The sequence below is a fragment of the Actinomyces dentalis DSM 19115 genome (assembly GCF_000429225.1).
In the GTDB taxonomy this organism is placed as follows: domain Bacteria; phylum Actinomycetota; class Actinomycetes; order Actinomycetales; family Actinomycetaceae; genus Actinomyces; species Actinomyces dentalis.
This window is the reverse complement of the sequence record NZ_AUBL01000058.1, coordinates 1-21,624: the sequence shown is the minus strand read 5'-3', so window position 1 is coordinate 21,624 and position 21,624 is coordinate 1. Positions and strand designations below refer to the sequence as shown.

Here is a 21,624-nt window from a genome sequence, read left to right as displayed (position 1 = left end):
CCCACATTATTCAAAGACACCGACAGATCCCGACGAGACTCAGGAGTACCCAACACATCCACAAGACCCCGACGAATCCCCAAAGACTCCGTCGCTGCCGCAGCAGCCGCATCATAGGCCCCGAAGCATTCACCGATGCCCAGTGCCGCATCCGCCACCTGAACCCGGAAATCAGAGGGAAAATCCGCCATGTGCTTCAGAGTTGAGGACAAGTTGGCCTCAACGGCCACGACATCATCAAAGAGCCCGCCTATTTCAGCCCGGACGAGGCCGAAGAGAACTCGCGCCAACTCCGAGTCCGCGTTCTTCGATCCATCGAGGAGCCGTCGGGCATGCACCGGATCGGAGGATAGTAGCGTCCGGGCTTGGTCGACGTCCCGCAGCACGGTGGCAGCCCGTTCATTGCGCATCTCAGGGAGAAGCGTCACCCGCCAGACGGAGCGGTAGCCACCGTTCGACGATAGCGGCATCTCAGTGCGCTCGGGAGCCATCTCAGTATAAGTTGGCACAACACCTCGCACCGCATGCGCGAAGGATCGGATGGACCACAGATCCGCGGCCTCACGGGCGGACTCCTCCAGAAGGCGAACCGGACCGCACAGGACAAGGCATCCTCCTCCTCCTGGTCGGGCGAAGCGGATACGGACCTCATTGAGCACGTGGAGCGCCGCGAGCCGGGCGGCATCATCCCAGAGCTCCACCCACAGGATGCCGGGCTGCGGCAGGTGCCGCCGCAGCCAAGGCGCCGTCGACTCGTCCGCGGGCGCCCGCATCCAGGGTTCGCCGGTCCTCTGAGCCCACAGAGCGGCCCTCTCCCTGAGGCTGTCGGCCTGCGCCCGGGACTCGGTCGCAATAAAAACAAGCGTCCCCTTGCCCTGCGTCCAGTCCAGGTGGTGGCGGAGATCGGACCAGGCCTCGTCGATACTGACGGCGGAGAGGCTCTTGCCCAGTGCCATATCAGTCGCTCTTCGTCAGAAGAGGGTCCAAGAGGGGATGGACACCGAACCAGTCGGTTTCTCCATTGCGATAGCACAGCACGTAACCGAGGGCCTGCAGCGTCCAGGCCTCAGCGAGATGCTCGCGGGGCACGCGAAATTGCTGGGTCTTCCTGACGGCGGTAAGGATCTCCCACTGCTCCTCGCTCAGACCCGCCGCAATGTAGGAGCGCTGCTGACGTTCGACCCCGTCTATCTCCGTGACACTCACGGGAAGTCCACTGTCCTTGAGCAGGAGTGCGGACACCAGACGGAAGAGGTCACGGAACAGCCCTCCAGAGGCGCGGATGACTCGATCAATATGATCTCCCAGGAGCCGTTCCGGATCCCCGTCCGGAGCGCGTTTGACCAGCACTTGGCGCAGCAGATCAATGCCCTCCCGGCAATCGGAGCCGTCGCGCTCGCGCACCTTGACATTGAGGACGGGCCAGATCTGCCCGTCCCAACCAGACGGTTTCGCATAGACTGGCACCGTATAGATCACGTGCATGCGGGGCAGTGCCAATTCGGAGGAGTAGACGGAGAACAGCGACTCGACAGATTCACGGACCTCGTCGAAGGTTCCGGTCCGCCCGCGGTAGTGATCGAGGGAGTCGACGATGAAGACGGGAGTCTTCCTCTCGGGCATGGCGTCGACCATCGCGTTGAAGAATGCGTGGATCTCCTCCTTGAAGCGCCTGCGGTTAGAGGAGAGCGCCTTCTTCACCTGGTTGCGGAAGCTCGTGTCATCCTGCAGCGCCACTTTGATATCGACGGAGACGGGGCCGGCGGAGGCGTTCAAAGCCGCGCCGCTATCGACTTCGATGCGGTTAAGCAGCCTACGAATCTGATCGATCAGCTTCTCCCTCGGGATCCCGGAGCCCTCGCAGTTGTCCACGAAACCCGCCGCGAGCCCGACGAGGAACGCCCCCTCCTCCAACGGCAACTCGGTGTTGAAGTAGTCCTCGATGTCCCAGTAGACGGGGACGTAGGCGTCCCGATCGAGCACGCGGCACAGTCGCAGGAGCTCCGTTGTCTTACCCGCACCCCGGTAACCGGCGAGGAGCTGCACCGAGCCGCCGGTCGTGAAGTCGATGGCGGTTGCCATCTCCTTGACGAGGTCGGGCCCGGCGGGCCCGTCGGGCTGGTCGTAGATCGGGACGTAGTAGCGCTCGAACTCCTCCTCGGTTCCCTGATGGACGTTGAGCGCACGGTAGAAGGCCTTGCGGTACTCGCGGTCGGTGTCAGCCATGACCAGAATACTACGCGGTGAGTCCTGTACGAGGAAGCGATTGGGACTGGCGAGGAGCCCCCGATGCCCCCGGGCGGGTCCCTGTACGGGAAGGCGATCGGCCGAGGACGCGGGCGCCGCCCCGCCGCTGACGTCTGCTGCGCCCCCTCGCCCTATAACTACGCTCCTCCTGTCCGTACAGGAGAGGATCAAAAGGCGTAGCGAACGCCTCGAGTTCTCCCGGCGCGCTCCGGCGCCGCGCCCGGCGATGTCGATGCGGGCGGCACGCACCCGGATCCTCCCGGCGCGCTCGTCATGGAAGGACCCGAAGTCCCTTGACACGATCCGCTCGGCAACTGCTTGGGGAATGCGGTCCCAACTGAGCCGCCGGGCGACGATCATCGGCCGCGCCGTCGCAGGACCCTGACCAGCCGGGCGGTCAGTTCCGACCAGCCCACGACCCCGAGCACGAGCGCCGTCACCGCCGCTGCGCTCTGAAGCGGGGGCTGAAGGCCGACCATGAGCGCCAGACCGGTCAGGGCGCAGATCACCGAGCCCGGGTGGTCACCAGCATCGCCCTCCAGGATGGCGCGCCGCAGGCGTCAGGAGACCGTCGTGGAGGGGGCCTCGCTGCGGTCGGCGTCGTCGGCCCGCTCGCCGCCGGAGGTCTGGTCGAGGCCGGCCCGCCTGATGGTGGCCGCGCTCCCCGTCTTGGACAGGTAGAAGTTCTGGACGACCCACTCGCCGTCCACGATGGAGTCGTCGTCCGCCTGAACGGTGAGCTTCGCGGCGCCCGACTCGGCCGTCGCCGTGAGCCGACCGCCCTGCGTCGAGACGACGACGGTCCACGCGGCCTCGGCGTCCGGCAGGTTCGTGAGCGGGATTGACGCGATCCTGCCGAGTGTGGTCACCTCCTTGCCGATCCGCTTGTACAGGCGGAGGTTGAGGGCGTCCTTCTTGTTGAACAGCGCCGCCGTGTAGCGGTCGCCGCCGGTGCTCTCGGCGCTGCGCATGTAGACGTTGGCGTACAGCGGGACGTCGAGCGAGCGGAAGTTCACCGTGAACCTGGAGGTCGCGGTCTGGTCGGGCCCCAGGGTGGAGGCCCGGTGACTGTCGATGGACTCCCCGGCCCTGAGCTCGACGTCGGTGAAGGAGTCGTCGGCGTCGGCCGCGGCGATACCAGGCGTCATCGCCATAATGGCGCCGGAGACGCCCACGGCCAGGAGGAGGGATCGACGGGATAGACGGGGCGAACGGGACACGGCGAATCCTCACATGCAGACGGATGCGTGCTGAACGGTCGGGGGCGGGTGCACGGGCGCGAGAACGGCGGAGAACCCTCAACCTCCTCACACGGGATACATCGCTCCCGTGAACACCTTATCGAACCCGAGACACGATCGCAATCAGTCTCAGAGCGAGGACTGATGTGACATCGAGGATACTTTGATAAATATCACAATTCTGTCGGATCCCCGGAGGCCGTCCGCCGGAGAGCCCGGATGAAGCGCTTTGAAACGATATCGTTGCGGTTCGCGAAAGAGAAACCAATATCCTCCGGAGTCAATTCCGGATCGGGAGATCCACCGGCTCGGATAATTCCTGAAATAATTATGAACCCCTCCCCGGAATGGCGAGCCGTCGCCGCCTCTTGCTGGGGTTCGCCGCAGTGAGCGCGGTCATAGTGGTGCGGATGGGACTCATGGGACAGACTCGGGCGGGGACGTGTCCAAATCTGTTGCAAAGGCGCCCCGGGCCGGGATAGGCCGCGGATGAAAGCGCGGAATATCAACGATTCTCCTCCGGCGCTCCGGCTCGATCCGGGCCTTTGCAACAGATTTGGACAAACGGCGCCGCCGCGGCCACCCGGGAGGGACGGCCCCGAGTCGGACGGCGACCGCCACGGGCGCCCGACGCGCGAGCACGTCACTCAACCCGCGAGATCGTCGGGTAACCCGCGAGCACGTACCTCTAGCAGACGTGCTCGCGGGTCAAGTGGCGATCCCGCGGTCCGCGCGGCGACCGCCCGCCGTCCCCGCGGGCCGACCGGGTGCGACACGCCCTATACCCCTACTGCCCCTCCAGGCGCAGCAGGTCCTCCACGCTCTCCGGGCGCAGGACCCACCCCTGCCTCGCGCCGTCGACCCAGGCCACGCCGGGGCGGGGGAAGAGGTTGTAGTTGGACGCCATGCTCCGCCCGTAGGCGCCGGTGGCGGGCACGGCCAGCACGTCGCCGACGCAGAGGTCGGCGGGCAGGTCGACGTCGTGCACGACGATGTCCCCGCTCTCACAGTGCTTGCCCACGACGCGGGCGCGCACGAGCCCGACGTCGGCGTCGGGCCTGCGGTTGGCCAGGAGGGCGGTGTAGGCGGCGCCGTAGAGGGCGGGGCGGATGTTGTCGCTCATGCCGCCGTCGACGCTGACGTACAGGCGGGCGGCGCCCTCGCCCAGCTCCACGGTCTTCAGGCCCGTGACGGTGTAGAGGGTGACCGTCGTCGGGCCGATAATGGCGCGGCCCGGCTCGATCGACACCCGCGGCGCGTCGTCGCCGAGCTCGGCGCAGGCGAAGCGGACGGTCTGCGCCAGGACCCGGGCGACATCGGCGGCGCTCGGCGCGACGGGGTCGGCGCCGGTGTAGGCGATGCCGTAGCCGCCGCCGAGGTCGATCTCGGGGCACAGGCGCCCGGTGGCGGCCGCGACCTCGTGGCGCAGGCGCATGACGACGCCGGCGGCCTCGCGGAAGCCGGCGAGGTCGAGGATCTGGGAGCCGATGTGGGAGTGCAGGCCGCGCAGCGTCAGCTCGGGGGCGGCCTCGACGGCCAGGCAGGCCTCGTAGGCGGCGCCGGTGGCCACCGAGATGCCGAACTTCTGGTCCTCGTGGCCGGTGGAGATGTGCTCGTGCCCGCCGGCGTGGACGCCGGTGGTCAGGCGCAGCATGACCGAGCCGCACTCCTCGGGCCCGTAGACGCCGACCTCGCGCAGGTCGCGGACGACGTCGGCGGCCAGGGCGATCTCCTCGACGGAGTCCAGGACGAGGTGCCCGAGCCTGTGGTGCAGGGCGACGGCGATCTCCGCGCGCGTCTTGCCGTTGCCGTGCAGGCCCAGGCGGGCGGTCCGGGCGGGCGACCTCCCGCCGTCGGCGTCCCCGAGGGCGGCCAGCGCGACGGCGAGCTCGCCCCGGCTGGCGCTGTCGATGCCCATGCCCTGCTCCAGAACGGTGCGGGCGACGCGCGTGGTGAGGAAGGCCTTGCCGGCGTAGAAGGCCTCGCCGCCGTTCATCCCGTAGTCGGGACTGAACTCCTCGGCCATGGCGGCCGTCCAGGCGGCGGCGCGCCCGCGCAGGTCGGCCTCGTCCAGGACGAAGACGGGCGTGGGCGCCTGGGAGAGGATCTCGATGAGGGTCCGGCCGCCGATGCTCAGGGCGCCGTTGACGCCGCGGCGGGCGGTGAAGGGCCACAGGTCGGGGCGCTCCTCCGGCTCGGGCGCCACCAGATCGCCCAGCGGCGCCTCCCCCGCGGGCACGTTCGCAGCGGTCATGGTCTTCCTCCAGATTCAGGTGCGGGTAGGTGTGGGTGGGTGGTATCCGGGATAAGGGCGGGGAGTGGTGAGTCGAGGTAGGCGGGTGGTGAGTCGGGATGCGGGTGAGTCGGGCGGTGGGTGCGCGGGTGGATGGGTGGTGGACGGGGCGGGCCGGGTGCGGGTACTCGGGTGAGTCGGGTATGCGGGTGGGCGGGTAGAGGAATGGCGGGTACTCGGATGGTTCGGGTGGGTGGTGGATGGTGGGTGGCCGGCTGCCCGGGCGGCGCCCGGACCGGCCCGCCCGGCCGCTCCGCCCGCGAGGGGCGCAGCGGCCGGGGAGCTTCACATGCGCTCCGGGGCGCTGACGCCCAGCAGGCCCAGGCCGTTGGCGATGACCCGGCTGACGGCGTCGTTGAGCCACAGCCGGGCCACGTGCCCGGCGGTGACGGGGTCGTCGCCGCGCGGGGTCACGCGGGTGAGCCCGTACCAGATGTGGTAGGCCGCCGCGAGCCGCTCGAGGTAGCGGGCCACCCGGTGCTGCTCGCGCAGGGCCGCGGCCCGGGCGACGACCGCCGGGAACTGGGCCAGGACGCCCAGCAGGGCGGCGTCGGCCGGATCGTCCAGGGCGGCGGGGTCGAAGGCCGTCCCGCCGTCGCGCACCACCCCGTGCTCGGCGGCGTTGCGGGCCACGCTGCGGGTGCGGGCGTGGGCGTACTGGACGTAGTAGACCGGATTGTCGTTCGAGGCGGAGGACAGCAGGTCCAGGTCGATGTCGATCATGGAGTCCATGGAGGAGCGGGCCAGGGCGTAGCGGGCCGCGTCCACGCCGACGGCCCCCACCAGGTCCTCCAGGGTGACGATGGTGCCGGCGCGCTTGGACATGCGCACCGGGGCGCCGTCGCGCACGAGGTTGACGAGCTGGCCGATGAGGATCTGCATATTGACGCCCGGGGTGTCCCCGAAGGCCGCGCACATGGCCATCATGCGGCCGATGTAGCCGTGGTGGTCGGCCCCGAACAGGTAGACGGCGCAGTCGGCGCCGCGCTCGCGCTTGTCCAGGTAGTAGGCCAGGTCGGCGGCGAAGTAGGCGGCCTCGCCGTCGGACTTGATGAGGACGCGGTCCTTGTCGTCGCCGAAGTCGGTGGTGCGCAGCCAGGTGGCGCCGTCGCGCTCGAAGATGACTCCGCGTCCGCGCAGGCGGTCGATGGCGCGCCCGACGGCGCCGGAGGCGTGCAGGGAGTCCTCGTGGAAGAAGACGTCGAAGTCGGCGCGGAAGTCGTGCAGCTCGGCCTTGACGGCGGCGAACATGAGGTCGACGCCGCGGGCCCGGAAGACCTCGGCGGCCTCGGCGTCGGGCAGGGTCGCGGGGTCGGGGCGGCCGGCGGCGAGCTCGTCGGCGGTGACCTGCTGGGCGATCTCGCCGATGTAGGCGCCGCCGTAGCCGTCGGCGGGGGTGGCCTGCCCGCGGGCGGAGGCCAGCAGGGAGCGGGCGAAGCGGTCGATCTGGGTGCCGTGGTCGTTGAAGTAGTACTCGCGGGTGACGGCGGCGCCGCAGGCGGACAGGATACGGGCCAGGGAGTCGCCGACGGCGGCCCAGCGGGCCCCGCCCAGGTGCACCGGCCCGGTGGGGTTGGCCGAGACGTACTCGAGGTTGATGCGCCGGCCGGCCAGGGTCCCGTTGCGCCCGTAGGCCTCCCCGGCCTCGACGATGGTGCGGGCGAGCCCGCCGGCGCTGGCGGCGTCGAGGCGGATGTTGAGGAAACCGGGGCCGGCGACCTCGGCGGAGGCGACGCCGTCGAGCGCCTCGAGGCGGGAGGCGAGGAGCTCGGCGAGGTCGCGCGGCCCGGTGCCGGCCCTCTTGGCCAGCTGCATGGCGACGTTGGTCGACCAGTCGCCGTGCTCGCGGTTGCGGGGGCGCTCGACGCGCGGGACCGGGATCTGCTCGACGGGGAGGTCGAGGGAGCCGTCGCCGGCGGCGGCGAGCAGGATGGCATGGATCGCGTTCGCGAGCTCTTCGGGAGTCACGGGCACAGGGTAGCGGAGAGGTCCGGCGGTTCCCCCGGATTGGGCCCTTCCGGGTCGACGGCGCGTCCCCCGGCGCCCGAAGCGACTGCCCGCGGTCGTCCTGCCCGACGACGTCGGCACCCCCTGCGCTCGGGGCGGTCCGCCCGGCCCCGACGCGCTATTCTTTTCGGTAGGCCGAAACTCAGCGGGTCGGCCCCCGCCCCGCGCCCCGACGAGGTCACCATGCTCGATGACTCCCCCATCCCCGCCAACGGCTCCCCCCGACTCGACCCCGCGCCCGCCCCGGCACCCGAGACGGACGGGGCCGACGCCGTCGCGCGCATCGCACGGGCCCATGCGCCCGTGGTGCGCCCCGCTCCCCCGCGCCACCGCCTCCTCGCCCTGCTCGGCCCGGCCTTCGTCGCCGCCGTCGCCTACGTCGACCCGGGCAATGTTGCGGCCAACATCACAGCCGGGGCCCGCTACGGCTACTCGCTCGTGTGGGTCCTCGTCCTGGCCAACACCATGGCCGTCCTCATCCAGTACCAGAGCGCCAAGCTCGGCATCGTCACGGGGCGCTCGCTGCCCGAGGTGCTCGGCGACCGTCTCGGGCGCCGCTCGCGCCTGGCCTTCTGGGCCCAGGCCGAACTCGTGGCCGCGGCCACCGACCTGGCCGAGGTGATCGGCGGCGCCATCGCCCTCCACCTGCTGCTCGGGCTGCCGCTGCTGACCGGCGGCTGCCTGATCGGGGCCGTGTCCATGCTGCTCCTGGCCCTCCAGGAGAGGCGCAGCCAGCGCACCTTCGAGGGCGTCGTCGTCGGTCTGCTCGTCGTGGTGACGATCGGCTTCGTGGGCGGACTCGTCGTCGCCCCGCCCGACTGGTCCGCGACGGCCGCGGGCCTCATCCCCCGCCTGCGGGACTCGGGCGGCCTGCTCGTGGCCGCCTCGATGCTCGGCGCGACCGTCATGCCCCACGCCATCTACCTGCACTCCTCGCTGGTGCGCGACCACCACGACGAGGTCGGCGAGGGGCACGCCTCGCGCACGGCCGACGACGGCCCCGGCGGCCCGGCCGACTCGACCGAATCGACGGGCTCGGCCGGAGCCACCGGTCCCGGCGACCCGGCGGTTCCGGATGGCCCGACCGGCCCGCGGGCCGGGGACGGTCGGGCCCGCACCGCCCGCCTCATCCGCGCCACGAGGGTCGACGTCGTGTGGGCGCTGGCCGTGGCCGGCGCCGTCAATATCGCCCTGCTCCTGCTCGCCGCCTCGGCGCTGTCCGGCGCGGAGGGGACGGACACGATCGAGGGGGCGCACGCCGCCATCACGGCGTCGCTGGGGCCCGCCGTCGGCGTCATCTTCGCCATCGGGCTGCTCGCCTCCGGACTGGCCTCGACGTCGGTGGGCGCCTACGCGGGCTCCGAGATCATGGCCGGGCTGCTGCACGTGCGGGTGCCGCTGCTGCTGCGCCGGGCGGTCACGCTCATACCGGCGCTGGTCATCATCGGGGTCGGCGCGGAGCCGACGTGGGCGCTGGTGCTGAGCCAGGTGGTGCTGTCCTTCGGGATCCCGCTGGCGATCGTGCCCCTCATGCGGGCGACCGGATCGGAGGCTCTCATGGGGCGGTGGCGCGACGGCGCCCCGCTGCGCTGGACGGCGCGGGCGTCGGCGGCGCTCATCATCGCCCTCAATGTGGCGCTGGTGTGGCTGACGCTCACCGGCCGCGCCTGAGGGCGGCGCCCGCATCCCCGCGGACTTCCCCCGAATCCTCAAGGTGGGGAGTGTCACGCCGAGATCCCGGCGGGAACCGTTCGGCGGAGCGCGTCGGCGGGGCCGCGCCACGAAGCGACGCGCCCCCGCTCCTCTTGTCAGTCAAGCAGATCGGCAATACTCTCGCCAGCACTGATGCGCTCAGCGAGTACACCTACAGTCTGCTCGTTCGGCTCCGCACCGACCTCGCGGATGGCTGCGGAGAGCTCGGTGACGAGCCCTTCAACCGGCCTCCCGGTTCCCTCGTTGGCGATCTGGCTGATCGCGGGACCGAGAGGGGCGACCTGAGCGTTGACCTGGCGCTCCAGATTCCTGAATGCGGCAGCGTCCCACTTGATCTTGACGCCCAACGCGGTCACTTCCCCTCTCTCACCGTCGTGCCGGGGTGGCGTCGAGCGGTCGCTTCCGTGACGAAGCGTCCGGTCTTGGCCGAGCGGTAGGAGACGCCCGAGGGGGCGTCCTTGCCGCGGGCCTCACCGAGAGTGCCCGGGGTGTTGCGGCTAGCTGCTGACGCGGTGACGAAGCGCCCCGTAGAGGCGTTGCGGAAGTTCTTGGCCATGCCAAGCTCCTTTCCAGTCCGAAGACTGATCCAGAAGACACTCCTGACTGAAAGACGCCACCGTGGTTAACCTAAGCCGCAAAGCTGGAGCGGCACCCCGGGCGCCTCCACCCCCAGACGCGAGTGTCCGGGGGTGATGTCTTCTATCGCCAGATCCTACGCCATCTGATCGAACATGTGTCCACCGTGCGCCGGCAGCCGAGTCGCCCAGGCCCTCATGCACCACTCATCCCTGGCCGCCACAGACCACTCCTCGTCATCGGCCCTGACCCCCAACCCGCCGCGAGCACGCCCTACCCCGGGCAGCTCCCCCCTTGCCACGCCAAGCAATGAAACCAGCAACATCACAACGCCCCCATGGGTGACGTAAATCACCATTGTCCGTGGTGAACGCGGCCGTCTACCCTGGAACCGTAATTCCCCGCCGTCCTTCGGGACTGGCGGGGTCTAACTTTTCTGGGAAGTTTCCATGACCCTGACAATGGCCGTCGTCGTCGACTACCAGAACGTCCACCTCACAGGAGCGTCAAGGGCGTCGATGTCCTGTGCGCCCTCGCTCTGATCGACCTGGCCCGCTCGGGTCGCTACGACGTCGTCGTCCTCGCTTCCCGGGACACCGATCTCGCTCCCGCCCTCGACAACGCCGCCCGTACCACCAGAACGAAGATCGAGGCCGTCAAGTGGTTCGACCCGGCCGATCGACGGACACGCGGTAACATCAGCACCCAGGCCAAGATCTGGACCACCTCGATGACCAGGGACCACTTCACTGCCAGCCTCGACCCTCGCACCTACCCCTGACCCAGGCGCACCCAGTCACGCAGTTCGACGCCGAGCGCACCGCCTCGGACGCGGGGTGACGGAGGAGACAGCGATCGGGACCGCGGCTCGGTTTCGGTCTGCGGGTCCCGCACTGGTAGAGTCCGGTCGCGGGCCCCGGTAGCTCAGTGGATAGAGCGTCTGCCTCCGGAGCAGAAGGCCGCAGGTTCGAATCCTGTCCGGGGCACCACGGGCGAGGGCCCGCCGTCGCAACGGGAAGTCGCGGCGGCGGGCCCTCGCCGTGCCCGTCACCCCCGTTCGCCCCCCAGCAACGAGTGGGGCGAACGTGGTTCAGGCGGTGGCGAGGTATGCCTCGACGGCGTCGCGGATGACGGCGCTGGCGGTGGTGCCGTGCTTCTCGACGTAGGCGGTCAGGGTCGCGTCGGTGTGCTCGGGCAAGCGGACCTGGCGGCGCGGGGAGCGTCCGCGGCCCGTGGCGCGGGACTGTCCGAGGCCCGGGCGGCCGCGGAGGACGGCGTCGAGACCGGTGTCGCTGACGCGTGAGCCGTCGCGGCGGGTTCCGCGCCCGATGGTGGGGACGCGGCCGGCGGTGACGTCCTCGTCGAGCTGGTTGTAGCAGGCCTGCTCGGCCTCTGTGAGGGGCGTGTGCGCGGGGTCCTCGGTCATGGTGGCTGTTCCTGGTGGTCAGTGGTCGGTGCGTGGGATGAGGCGGCGGTAGAGGTTAGTGACCTCCATGGCGTGGAAGATCGCTGGTCTTGGGTGGGTTGGCGTAGCGGTAGATGGTGGCTCCGCTGATACCGAGAGCCTTGGCGACTTCAGTGACGGTGGCGCCAGCGGCCAGCCCCCATTCGCAGCGACGCCCGCGGGCCCGCCCGCGCTCGCGTCTACTCCGCCCTTTTCACTCTGCTGCGCCCCTTCACCCTTCACTGTACGAGAAAATAGAGCGTAGCGGAGGGCGAAGGGGCGCAGCAGACGGGAAGAGGCGTAGCAGACGATCCGGCGCGGCCTCCCGCGGCCCGATGCGCGCCTACGCCGTCGTCGCCAGCTTCCGCGCCCGGGCCAGCCAGGCGCGCCGCTGCTCGGGCGTGGATCCGGCCACGGGACTGGCGAGCAGCCGCCGGACCTCCGCCCCGCCCAGATAGGCCCCCACGCACCGCTCCCAGATCAACGAGAGGGGGTCGCCGAAGACCCCGGTCTCGCGCTCGGCGGGGGTGTCACCGGTGTTGAGCACGATCAGCCGGCGCAGGTCGAGCAGGCAGGTCGGCTCGCCCTCGGCGGCGTCGAGCTCGTAGACGACGCCGGGAACCAGGACTCGATCCATCCACCCGGCCATGATCGCGGGCGGCTTGCCCCACCAGTTCGGGTGGGCGACGACGAGCGTGTGCGCCGCCGAGAGCTCGCGACGATGACGGTGGACGAGCGGATCGGCGCCCACCGTGAGGGCGCTCTCGTCCGCCCGGCGGGTCGTGCGCCCCTCCTCCGACTCCAGGACGGGTCGGAAGCCCTCGGCGTAGAGGTCGTGGAGCACGACCTCGTGCCCGGCCTCCGTCAGGCCCGCCGCCGCCTCCTCGGCCAGGGCGCGCACGAAGCTGTTCGGGCGCGGGTTGGCCACGACGACCATGGACTGCGTCATGGGCCCGACCCTACCCGGCGACCGACCGAGCCCGGTCCGACGGCCCCCTCCCGAGCCGGGCGTCCCGCGCACTCCGATCCACTCGACCGTTCAAGGGCGGCGTTCGCGGAAAATGGCGCCCCGGGAGGAACGTTCCGTCCCGCACCCGGCAACGGCTTCGCGAAAACCGCGGAATCATGCGGAAGCAGTCGGACGCATGACGTGTGCCGCCGCGAACGATCCTCCCAGGGCGCCAAAACGCGGTCTACGCCAGGCGCTGCCCGGCCTCCAGCAGGCGCTGCTCAACGGCGAAGGCCCCGCCGTCGACGGCCCCGTCCGGCCGGGCGCCGCGTGGGTCCCCGTAGATGCGCCCCGAGCCGCGGGAGTCACCGCGGGAGTCCCAGGGCCGCCAGCCCGGGTCGCCGGTGAGGATGAAGCGCGTCCAATCTCCGTGCACGGCGTCGGCCAGCGACTGGGGCGGGACCGCCCGCAGGGTGTGGTCGCAGTAGGGGTGGGCCAGGCAGTCGAAGGCGAAGGGCAGGTCGAGGCAGTGCGTCGACAGCCCCGTGGCGGGAGACTCCCAGGCGAAGCGGCTCAGCCATGTCCCCGCCGAACCGGCGCGCTCCCGGGCCCGGGCCCAGCCCAGGAGCGGGATGTGGAACATGGCGTCGGAGATGAGGGCGCCCAGGTACAGGCGCTCCCCGCCGCCCAGCTCGGGGTGGGCGGCCACGTAGTCCGCGGCGGGCCCCGCCCCCAGGCCGGCCTCCTCCATCACCTCGACGGCCGTGCGCCCGCCCAGCTCCTCGACCAGCTCGAAGGCTGTCCTGATGAACTCGTGCGTGGTGCTCATGGCCAGCAGCGGGACGTCGCCGCCCTCGCCCCGGGCCAGCGCCTCGACCACGGGCAGGGGCACGATCCGCCCATCGACGGCGGGGCCGTAGACGATCCCCGCATCCGGGGCGGAGACGAGCGCGGCGCGGATGCGCCGGGCGAGCGGGACCCGCGGGCTCCGCTCGGCGCGGCGCTTCTCGAGCTCGGCGGTGAGAGCGAAGACCCGGTCGTAGTCCAGCGCGCGCCACCCCTCCAGATTCGGCTCCACGCCCGCCAGGCGCGCCATTTCCCGGGCCGTGGAGCGGGCGGCGTCGGCGGGGAAGTCGGTGACGGCGCCCGAGTCGCTGATGGCCCTGCGGAACAGGCCGCGCGCACGGGGGCAGGTCATGAGGACCATGACATTGCCGCCGCCGGCGCTCTGCCCGCCGATGGTCACCTCGCCCGGGTCGCCGCCGAAGAAGGCGATATTGTCCCGCACCCACTCCAGCGCCAGCACCTGGTCCAGGACCGCGCGGTTGAAGGGGGCGTCGGAGCCGTCCACCCAGCCGTAGCCGTCGAAGCCCAGACGGTAGGCGATGGAGACGGTGACCACGCCGTCGCGGTTGAAGGCGGCGCCGTCGTACCAGGGCGAGTTGTGGGACCCGGAGGACCAGCCGCCGCCGTGGATCCACACGAGGACCGGCAGCCGGGCGCCCGTCCGGCCGGGCGCGGGGGTGAAGACGTTGAGGGTCAGGAAGTCGTCGCCGGGCACGGAGGGCTCGGGGATGGCGGGGTCGTCGAAGATCGAGCCGCGCTGGGGCGTGGCCGACGGCGTCAGGGCGGGGCGCTCGGCGGTCCAGGGCGCGCGCGGCACCGGGGCGAGGAAGCGCCGCTCGCCGCTGGGGGCCTCGGCGTAGGGGATGCCGTAGAAGGCGGCGGAGCGCTCGAAGCGGGGGGCGTCGCCCCGGCGGTCGGGGGCGGAGACGATGCGCCTCCACACCCCGCGGACCGGACCGGCCGGCGCGGTCACGAGCGGGCCGGACTCGCCGGTCGGCACGGCGATCGGGGTGGAGGCGACGTGCTCGAAGGACGCGTCGGATCGGGTCAATCGGGTCATCGCGGCTCCTGCCCGCCCAGCACCTCCAGCGCCAGGGCGGGCACGTCGGTGACGATCCCGTCCACGCGCATCGCCGCGAGCCTGCGCATCTCCTCCGGCTCGTCCACGGTCCACACGTGCACCTCGAGCCCGTCGCGGTGGGCCTGGGCCACGAAGCGCTCGGTCACCACGGGCACCCTCCCCCAGTGCGCCGGCACCTGCACGGCGTCGACGCGCCCCTTCGTCCACGACCAGCGGGTCCCGGGCAGCCTCAGGCCCGCCTCGGCGTGCAGCACCAGGGCCAGCACGTCGCCGACCCCCAGCGAGGTCGTCGCCCGGGGCTCCTGGCGGCGCAGGACCGCCAGGCGCCGCGCGGAGAAGGAGGCGAAGCGGACCCGCTCCAGGGCGTCGGCGGCGCGCACCACCTGCAGGGCGTCCTGGACGACCGCCGACTCCTTGAGGTCGATATTGAAGCGCAGCCGCGGGAAGGCGACGAGGGCGTCGTCGAGCCTGACCGGGGGCCGGCCGTCGCCGGCGTCGAGTTCGGACAGCTCCTTCCAGGTCAGCTCCCCGATGCCCCGCGGGTCCGCGGCGGTGCGCATGAGGTCGGAGTCGTGGGAGAGGATGACCAGGCCGTCGGCGCTCACGCGCAGGTCCGTCTCCATCCAGGTCAGCCCCAGCTCGGCGACGTGCTCGACGGCGGTCCAGGTGTTCTCCGGCGCCTCCCCCGCGCCCCCGCGGTGGGCGATGACGGTGCAGCCTCGTGCGGCGACCATGCTTCCTCGCTTCCTTCAGGGTGGGCGCGGGTCTCAGGAGCAGTCGGTCGTCAACTCGACTGCGTGGTGCTCGGTGAGCCAGACGGTCGGGTCGACCGTCGACTCGTCGGCGTCGTCGTTGGCGGTGCGGACCTCGAAGTGCAGGTGGGCCCCGGTCGAGCGCCCCGTGGAGCCGACGGCGGCGATGAGCTGGCCGGCGTTGACCTTGTCCCCCACGTGGACGTAAATGCCGTCCTCGTACATGTGCAGGTAGCTCGTGTACCAGACCTGGCCGTCGATGTCGTGCTTGATGGTCACGGTGCCGGTGCCGTCGACCATGCCGGCGGTGACCACCTCCCCCGCGGCGGCGGCGTATATGGGCGTGCCGGCGGGCGCGGCGTAGTCCTGCCCGGCGTGGAGCTTGAGGATGCCCAGGGTCGGGTGCATGCGGTAGCCCCACGGCGAGGAGATCTCGTAGGTGCCCTCCATCATGGGGTTGAAGACCTCCGGGGCGGAGACGAAGGCGGCGGTGTCGCCCGAGGCCCCGGAGGACTTGGAGGCGCAGGTGACGGTCGCGTTGTCGTGGGCCGCGCGGATGCGGGCGAGCGTCGCGGCGTCGGGGACGTTGGACATCTCGGTGTCGCTGTTCTCGTCGACGTCGGCGTCCGATCCGAGGACCGCGTCCGCCACCGAGACCGGGACCGACGCGGCGGTGGTGGCGCCGGTCTGGGCGGCGACGGCGGGGGTGACGGCCAGGGAGAGGAAGCCGACCCGCGTGCCCAGCGGCGCCAGGACGGTCGCAGCGGCCAGGACCACGAGGACGCCCGTGCGGCCGATCATCCCCAGCGGAGTGTGGGCGACGGGGCGGGGCGCGACCAACTCGTCGGTGCGAATCTCATCGGTTCGAATCTCGTCGGCGCGGGGCCCTCCACTGGCCTCGGACTCGACCCGCGGGGTCCGGCGGGACCGGCGGGAGCGCGGGGCGGGATCGGGGCGACCGGCCGACCCGGAGCGCTCGGCGCGCTCGGTCCTGGAGCGTTCGGAGCGCTCGGCGCGCGCCGGCTCGGGGCGCGCGGCGTAAGGCGGCTCCGGGCCTGCGGCGGGCATGGACGGGATCGTGTCGACGTCCCCCGGTCCGGAGCCCCGGAACGGCTCGGGTCGCGGGAACGGGGGCCTGGGCCGCGGGAAGGGATCCGGCGGGAACTGCGGCTCGGGCCCGGGGGTCGGCGGCTCGGGCCGCGGAAGCGGGGGTTTACGCGGTGTGGACGTCTGGGGCCTGCGCGGTGCCGCTGGTTCGGGCCTGCGTGGGGTGGGCGTCTCGGGTTTGGGAGTCTGGGGCTGGCGCGGAGCAGGTGATCCGGGCCGCGGAAGCGGCAGCGCCCGGGGCGGCGCCTCGTCCCAGGACGACGACGTGTGCGAGGCGATCCACGCCCCCGTCGGCGGCGTCGGCGCCGAGGCCGACGGCGACGCCGGCCCCACCGGTTTCATCGGCGGAGTCGCCGGGGACGCCTGCCCCCGGCGGGCCGAGGCCTGGCGGCGCGTGGGCACTTCCCGGGTTGAGCGGGAGGAGGAATGGGATGCGGGCGTCGGGGAGGAGGGGGGAGTCTGCGCGGCAGGGGCCGCGGGGCGGTGGGTCGGATGATCGGTGCGGCCGCCGCGCCGGACCGGCGTGACCGCCGTCCGATGCGCGGAGGTCGACGGCGTCGCCGGGCCCGGCCCGGCGGAGGCCGATTTAACCGAGCCCCTCCGGCCGGACCCCGATCTCCGGCCCGAGCCCGTTCGGCCCGAGCCCTTCCCGCCCCGGCCCGGCCCGGCGGCCGGGCCCCGCGGCGGCGTCGAAGGTTGCGATCCGGACACGATCTGAGCCCAGTCCATGGACGCCTGGCCGTCCCCGCCCGACTCCCAGCTCGTCGCGGGGTGCGCGCGGCCCGGATGACGGCCCGAGTGCGCCGTCGGTCTTCTGGAGGCGGGCGTCCGGGAGGGGGACGGAGGGGTTTCAGCCGACGCGGGCACCGGCCTGCTCGTCGGGGGCGAGCCGACCGCGCCATCCGAGCCGGTCGAACCGCCCGTCGCGCCTGCACGAGCGGCGGCGTCCCGCGCGGCGCGCTCGGCCGCACGCCGCTCGCGGCGGGTCATGGGTGTGGCGGTCACTGACTGTGCCTCTCGGTGGTTCCTGGAACGGACGCCAGTGCCGGCGCCCAGCTGCCCGGCGGCGGCCGCCCGGGGATGGATCGGTCGCGCTCCGAGACCCTAACGATCTCATACTTGCGGTGCCAAGGGCACGCTCGCATCCGTATCGCCCGTCTCAGTCCCTCTCGCGCCGCTGGTACTCCTCGCGCTGCATGGCGTCATTCACCTCGCCGACGAGCTCCTCGAGGATGTCCTCGAGGAACACCACGCCCAGCACGCGCCCGGCCGCGTCGCGCACCCGCCCCAGGTGGGCGCCGGAGCGCTGCATGGCCACGAGGGCGTCCTCCACCTCGTCGTCGGCGGACACCGGCACGAGCGCCCGGGTGCGCCAGGCGGGGACGGGCTCGGCGCGCTCCCCGCCCCGGGCGTACAGGACGTCCTTGAGGTGCAGGTAGCCGACGATGACGTCCCCGCCGGCGTCGCCGTCGGGCCGGGCGGAGACGAGCGGGAAGCGGGAGTAGCCGGTGGAGGCGACGGCGTGCTCGACGTCCTGCGGGGTGCAGCCCTCGGGGAGGGTGACCAGATCGGCCAGGGGCACCATGACGCTCCCGGCGGTCTCCTCGGAGAACTCCAGGGCGCCCGACAGCAGGCCGGTGTCGTCGTCGAGCACGCCCTCGGCGGTGGAGCGCTCGACGATGGAGGCGACCTCGGCGGCGTTGAAGGCGGCCGAGACCTCGTCCCTCGTCTCGACCCCCAGGCGGTGCAGCACCCAGTTGGCGAAGCCGTTGAGCCCGGTGACGACGGGGCCGAAGAGGCGCGAGACCTGCACCAGGGGCGGGACGAGCCACCGCACGGCGCTCTCCGGGGAGGAGATGGAGATGTTCTTGGGCACCATCTCCCCGGCGACCACGTGGAGGTAGACGACCAGGACGAGGGCGACGACCACGGCCACGGCGTGCGCCCCGGCGGCTCCGACCCCGACCCGGGTCAGCAGGGGCTGGACGATGCGGGCGATCGCCGGCTCGGCGACGACGCCCAGCCCGGTGGAGCACAGGGTCACGCCCAGTTGGGCGGTGGCGAGCATCCGCGAGATGTGCTGGAGGGCCCACAGGGCGGTGGCGGCCCTGGCGTCGCCCGCCTCGACGAGGGGCTCGAGCTGGGAGCGGCGCGAGGATGTCACGGCGAACTCGGCGCCCACGAAGAAGGCGTTGCCCGCCAGCAGGAGGAGGGTGATGGTCAGGGCGACCGGCGTGCTCATCGCCCCGCCCCCGTCCCGGCGCCGGCGTTCCCGGGCGGGGCGTCGTCGATCTTCCTCCCGGCCCCGCCGCCGGCGGCGCCCCCGGGCGCGTCGGCGGAGCGGACCCGCAGGCGGGTGACCCGGCGTCCCTCCATGGCCTCGACGACCAGCTCGACCCGCGCGACGTCCACCGTGTCGCCCACGCGGGGGATGCGGCCGAGCTCGGTCATGACCAGCCCGCCGAGCGTCTCGTAGGGGCCGTCGTCGGGCACGTGGATGCCGGCGCGGGCGGCGAGCTCGTCGGGGCGCATCCACCCGGGCACGATCCAGTCGCCGGAGGCGTCCACGTGGGCGCCGGCGCGGCGGCGGTCGTGCTCGTCGGCCACGTCCCCGACGATCTCCTCCACGGCGTCCTCCAGGGTGACGACCCCGGCGGTGCCCCCGTACTCGTCGACGACCAGGGCCATCTGGCTGCCGGCGGCGCGCAGCTCGACCAGCAGCGAGGCCAGCGGCATGGTCTCGGGCACGCGCGGCACCGGCGTCATGAGTGAGGAGGAGGCCACGGACACGGCGCTGCGCCGCTCGTAGGGCACGGCGATGGCGCGGCGCAGGTGGACCACGCCGAGCACGTCGTCGACGTCGGAGCCGATGACGGGGAAGCGCGAGTTCCCGGTGGTGCGGGCCAGGTCGACGACGGCGTCGGCGGTGTCCTCGGCGTCGAGGGTGTGCAGGCGGCCGCGGTCGGTCATGACGTCGACGGCGGTCAGCTCGCCCACGCCGATGGAGCGGGTGAGCAGGGCCGCCGTGGAGACGTCGAGGGTCCCCTCCTCGGCGCTGTGGCGCACCAGGGAGGCGAGCTCGCCGGCGCTGCGGGCGCCGCTGATCTCCTCGGCCGGCTCGATGCCCATGCGGTGCAGGACGAGGTTGGCGGTGTTGTTGAGGACGACGATGACCGGCCGCAGCACGGTGGTGAAGGCCGTCAGGAGAGGGGTGACGAGCCCGGCGGCGCGCATGGGGTCGGACAGGGTGGCGTTCTTGGGGATGAGCTCGCCGAAGACCATGGAGAAGGCGTTGGCGATGATCAGGGCGATGACGACGGCGGCGCCGGTGGCCACGGACTGGGCCATCCAGGCGCTCATGAGCCGGGTCAGGAGCCGGGCCATGGCGTCCTGCATGGTGTAGCCGAGCAGGATGGTGGTCAGCGTGATGCCCACCTGCGCCCCGGACAGGAGGGTGGACAGGCGCCCGAGGGCCCGGCGGACGGTGGCGGCGCGCCTCTCCCCCTCGGCGGCGCGGGTCTCGACGGTGGAAGGGTCCAGGGCGACGAGCGAGAACTCGCCGGCGACGAACAGGGCGGTGCCCGCCGTCAGCACGACGCCCAGGGCGACCATGAGCCAGTCGGTCACGCGGCACCGCCGGGGATCGGCGGGGCCGACGACGGCGCGGCCGCGGCGGGGGCGGCCGCCGCCGGGCGGGCTGCGCGGGCGGGGCCGCCCGCGCGCCCGGGGGGCGGGGCCGCGCAGCGCGCGGGGTGAGGATGGTCAGGTTCCGGAAGGTGGCGGGAGGCGCGTCCGCGGGCCCGCCGGGAGGCCGATCGCATAGTGGTTCGCACGGTATCACCTGCGGCACCGCGCAGGAATGCCGGTCCGCCGCGCCGATCCGGTCGGGTGGGCCGGAGCCCGCTCTCCGACGTCGGAGGGCGGGCGCGAGGGGCGCGAAGGCACGGTAGACTCCCTGGAAATCGATCAACGAGAGGGGCTCGGGGTGTGGCAGCGATCTCAACGGGCGATCCGCTCGACAGACCCGGGCCGGTCTGCGTGGTGGATTGTTCTTCGGATCATAGGCGCGGTCTTGGGGGCCATAACACCTTTTATCGTCAAGCCGGGAATGCCGTGGCCAGTTCTTGGCGTTCTTGCCCTTGTCGGAAGTCTATTATCCCAGCCCGCAATATCGGCATTGCAAGACTGGGTGTCCAAAAAGTCAAAAGACAGGCGTCTAACAGAATCCTCCGGAATTTACGACTCGCTCGTCGGCAAGAAACTCAACGAATTGCGAGTCCACAATTCTGATCGCGACATTTCAGAGTTCCTGCCCCGAGACATCCAGGAGGAACTAATCCAAAATATTGAGAGTCACACACCCGTTCTTATAGTCGGCCCCTCCATGTCCGGAAAGACGCGTCTCGTGGTGGAGACCGTGCGCAAGAATTATCCCTCCACGCCGGTATGCTTCCCCGAAGGAGATAATGACATACAGCACCTCATCGGCGCCGCTCAGGCTCCGAGTCGCGAGTCGATCATCATACTCGATGATATCGATAGGTTCTTATCCAACCAAACACTGTCTCTCGGACAGCTCAATGCGTGGATCCGAGAACCCTGCATCGTCATTGCCACGATGATGAGATCGAGTTATATACCATGGCGTGACGGAGCCAAGGACAAACTTCCCGGTTGGGACGTCGTCAACCGTTTCACTACAATTCAAATGGACGCTCTTCTGACCGAAAATGAACAGGTCGCCCTGTCGAGGAGCAGCAGTTATGCGGATCTGGCCGCCGCCGCGGAGAAAGTCGGCCTCGCTCCGCTGCTCGGAGGCGCCCCCAAACTACGCCAAAGACTGGAAGAAGGCCGGGAACAGCACCTGTGGGGATACGCCCTGGTGAGGGCGGCGGCGGACTGGAGACGAGTGGGTCTGGGCCCCGCGACAAAGACGCAGATCCAGGAAGTCGCATTGACCCTCAAAGACGACATCGCCTGGGGCGAGCCGAACTGGAAAAAGGCTTGGAAGTGGGCCTCGCAGGAGTTGAATGACACCGTCTCCCTCATACGTCAAACAGGCTCTCGCGAATGGGAGGTTCTGGATCTCGTCGCCGACGAGGCGGATTGGCCTCTAAGTCAGCAAACTCTAGAGGCCATGGCAGGCACCGAACACAGTTCCCGTCAAGCCCTTGCAATATCCTTGACAATGTATATGCGCGGAGTTCTCGACGACAACAAACCTGTTGTAAAGCAGACCCTTCAAGAGGCAGACGAATTCCTCCACAAACTCACATCCAAATCAACTCCTAACTCCGACTCATTTGGTCTTTACGCCATTTTCCTCACGGACGTCCGCCACGACCATGACCGGGCCCAGGCGATGTAC

The 21,624-nt window shown here is 71.1% G+C and carries 19 protein-coding genes and 1 tRNA gene; 4 read left to right on the top strand and 16 right to left on the bottom strand.

Features of this window, described 5'->3' with window-relative positions:
• The 6 genes from G446_RS0111890 to argS form a co-directional block, all read right to left on the bottom strand.
• On the bottom strand, positions 1 to 956 hold a 956-nt coding region (locus G446_RS0111890; protein WP_026410310.1), incomplete at its 3' end, for a hypothetical protein.
• Between the two features lies 1 nt (position 957).
• A complete protein-coding gene (locus tag G446_RS0111885; protein ID WP_026410309.1) occupies positions 958 to 2,226 on the bottom strand; it encodes a hypothetical protein in 1,269 nt (422 codons plus the stop codon).
• A gap of 377 nt (positions 2,227 to 2,603) precedes the next feature.
• Positions 2,604 to 2,756 carry a hypothetical protein gene (locus G446_RS20130; RefSeq protein WP_156916659.1) on the bottom strand — a complete coding sequence of 51 codons (153 nt, stop codon included), beginning with the start codon at positions 2,754 to 2,756 and terminating at the stop codon, positions 2,604 to 2,606.
• Positions 2,757 to 2,807: 51 nt separating this feature from the next.
• Positions 2,808 to 3,467 (bottom strand): hypothetical protein, encoded by a 660-nt coding sequence (locus G446_RS0111875; RefSeq protein ID WP_156916658.1) that lies wholly within the window; start codon positions 3,465 to 3,467, stop codon positions 2,808 to 2,810.
• 808 nt (positions 3,468 to 4,275) lie between these two features.
• Positions 4,276 to 5,742, bottom strand: a complete 1,467-nt coding sequence (lysA, locus tag G446_RS0111870; protein ID WP_026410307.1) for a diaminopimelate decarboxylase — start codon at positions 5,740 to 5,742, stop codon at positions 4,276 to 4,278.
• A gap of 324 nt (positions 5,743 to 6,066) precedes the next feature.
• Positions 6,067 to 7,749, bottom strand: coding sequence for an arginine--tRNA ligase (argS, locus tag G446_RS0111865; protein ID WP_026410306.1), 1,683 nt, complete (start codon positions 7,747 to 7,749; stop codon positions 6,067 to 6,069).
• A 222-nt stretch (positions 7,750 to 7,971) separates the two neighbouring features.
• Between argS and G446_RS0111860 the strand changes: the two genes are divergently transcribed.
• Positions 7,972 to 9,459, top strand: coding sequence for an Nramp family divalent metal transporter (locus G446_RS0111860; RefSeq protein ID WP_084779214.1), 1,488 nt, complete (start codon positions 7,972 to 7,974; stop codon positions 9,457 to 9,459).
• 137 nt (positions 9,460 to 9,596) lie between these two features.
• Here G446_RS0111860 and G446_RS0111855 read toward each other — a convergent pair whose 3' ends face one another.
• Positions 9,597 to 9,857, bottom strand: coding sequence for a hypothetical protein (locus tag G446_RS0111855; RefSeq protein ID WP_026410304.1), 261 nt, complete (start codon positions 9,855 to 9,857; stop codon positions 9,597 to 9,599).
• On the bottom strand, positions 9,854 to 10,057 hold the full coding sequence (locus G446_RS19480) for a hypothetical protein (protein WP_084779213.1): 204 nt from the start codon (positions 10,055 to 10,057) through the stop codon (positions 9,854 to 9,856). The genes G446_RS0111855 and G446_RS19480 overlap by 4 nt, the downstream gene beginning before the upstream one ends.
• A gap of 933 nt (positions 10,058 to 10,990) precedes the next feature.
• On the opposite strand from G446_RS19480, the gene G446_RS0111840 reads away from it, so the two are divergent.
• A tRNA-Arg gene (locus tag G446_RS0111840) sits at positions 10,991 to 11,066 on the top strand.
• Between the two features lie 101 nt (positions 11,067 to 11,167).
• Here the strand turns inward: G446_RS0111840 and G446_RS0111835 are convergent.
• From G446_RS0111835 to G446_RS18880, 6 genes are all read right to left on the bottom strand, one after another.
• Positions 11,168 to 11,503 carry a YlcI/YnfO family protein gene (locus G446_RS0111835; RefSeq protein ID WP_026410301.1) on the bottom strand — a complete coding sequence of 112 codons (336 nt, stop codon included), beginning with the start codon at positions 11,501 to 11,503 and terminating at the stop codon, positions 11,168 to 11,170.
• Positions 11,504 to 11,558: 55 nt separating this feature from the next.
• A complete protein-coding gene (locus G446_RS21440) occupies positions 11,559 to 11,678 on the bottom strand; it encodes a helix-turn-helix domain-containing protein (RefSeq protein ID WP_342664160.1) in 120 nt (39 codons plus the stop codon).
• A 186-nt stretch (positions 11,679 to 11,864) separates the two neighbouring features.
• A complete protein-coding gene (locus tag G446_RS0111830) occupies positions 11,865 to 12,470 on the bottom strand; it encodes an NAD(P)H-dependent oxidoreductase (RefSeq protein WP_026410300.1) in 606 nt (201 codons plus the stop codon).
• A gap of 244 nt (positions 12,471 to 12,714) precedes the next feature.
• Positions 12,715 to 14,376: a carboxylesterase/lipase family protein gene (locus G446_RS17690; RefSeq protein WP_051285971.1), complete on the bottom strand. Its 1,662-nt coding sequence runs from the start codon at positions 14,374 to 14,376 to the stop codon at positions 12,715 to 12,717.
• Complete coding sequence (locus tag G446_RS0111820; protein WP_026410299.1) at positions 14,373 to 15,131, bottom strand: glycerophosphodiester phosphodiesterase family protein; 759 nt, start codon at positions 15,129 to 15,131, stop codon at positions 14,373 to 14,375. The genes G446_RS17690 and G446_RS0111820 overlap by 4 nt, the downstream gene beginning before the upstream one ends.
• A gap of 33 nt (positions 15,132 to 15,164) precedes the next feature.
• A complete protein-coding gene (locus G446_RS18880) occupies positions 15,165 to 16,217 on the bottom strand; it encodes a M23 family metallopeptidase (protein WP_084779212.1) in 1,053 nt (350 codons plus the stop codon).
• A gap of 304 nt (positions 16,218 to 16,521) precedes the next feature.
• Between G446_RS18880 and G446_RS0111810 the strand changes: the two genes are divergently transcribed.
• On the top strand, positions 16,522 to 16,752 hold the full coding sequence (locus G446_RS0111810) for a hypothetical protein (RefSeq protein WP_026410298.1): 231 nt from the start codon (positions 16,522 to 16,524) through the stop codon (positions 16,750 to 16,752).
• A gap of 663 nt (positions 16,753 to 17,415) precedes the next feature.
• On the opposite strand, the gene G446_RS0111800 is transcribed toward G446_RS0111810, so the two are convergent.
• Positions 17,416 to 18,498, bottom strand: a complete 1,083-nt coding sequence (locus tag G446_RS0111800; protein ID WP_026410296.1) for a hemolysin family protein — start codon at positions 18,496 to 18,498, stop codon at positions 17,416 to 17,418.
• Positions 18,495 to 19,883, bottom strand: coding sequence for a hemolysin family protein (locus G446_RS17680; RefSeq protein ID WP_211228296.1), 1,389 nt, complete (start codon positions 19,881 to 19,883; stop codon positions 18,495 to 18,497). Before G446_RS17680 ends, G446_RS0111800 begins: the two co-directional genes overlap by 4 nt.
• Positions 19,884 to 20,328: 445 nt before the next feature.
• Here G446_RS17680 and G446_RS20125 point away from each other — a divergent pair.
• The coding region (locus G446_RS20125) for a hypothetical protein (RefSeq protein ID WP_156916657.1) at positions 20,329 to 21,624 on the top strand (1,296 nt) is incomplete at its 3' end.

Bases quoted from the DNA above. Each gene is read 5' to 3' on its own strand.
- G446_RS0111885 (WP_026410309.1), bottom strand. From the start codon at position 2,226: ATGGCTGACACCGACCGCGAGTACCGCAAGGCCTTCTACCGTGCGCTC.
- lysA (WP_026410307.1), bottom strand. From the start codon at position 5,742: ATGACCGCTGCGAACGTGCCCGCGGGGGAGGCGCCGCTGGGCGATCTG.
- G446_RS0111860 (WP_084779214.1), top strand. From the start codon at position 7,972: ATGCTCGATGACTCCCCCATCCCCGCCAACGGCTCCCCCCGACTCGAC.
- G446_RS19480 (WP_084779213.1), bottom strand. From the start codon at position 10,057: ATGGCCAAGAACTTCCGCAACGCCTCTACGGGGCGCTTCGTCACCGCG.
- G446_RS0111835 (WP_026410301.1), bottom strand. From the start codon at position 11,503: ATGACCGAGGACCCCGCGCACACGCCCCTCACAGAGGCCGAGCAGGCC.
- G446_RS0111830 (WP_026410300.1), bottom strand. From the start codon at position 12,470: ATGACGCAGTCCATGGTCGTCGTGGCCAACCCGCGCCCGAACAGCTTC.
- G446_RS17690 (WP_051285971.1), bottom strand. From the start codon at position 14,376: ATGACCCGATTGACCCGATCCGACGCGTCCTTCGAGCACGTCGCCTCC.
- G446_RS0111820 (WP_026410299.1), bottom strand. From the start codon at position 15,131: ATGGTCGCCGCACGAGGCTGCACCGTCATCGCCCACCGCGGGGGCGCG.
- G446_RS18880 (WP_084779212.1), bottom strand. From the start codon at position 16,217: ATGCCCGCCGCAGGCCCGGAGCCGCCTTACGCCGCGCGCCCCGAGCCG.
- G446_RS0111800 (WP_026410296.1), bottom strand. From the start codon at position 18,498: ATGAGCACGCCGGTCGCCCTGACCATCACCCTCCTCCTGCTGGCGGGC.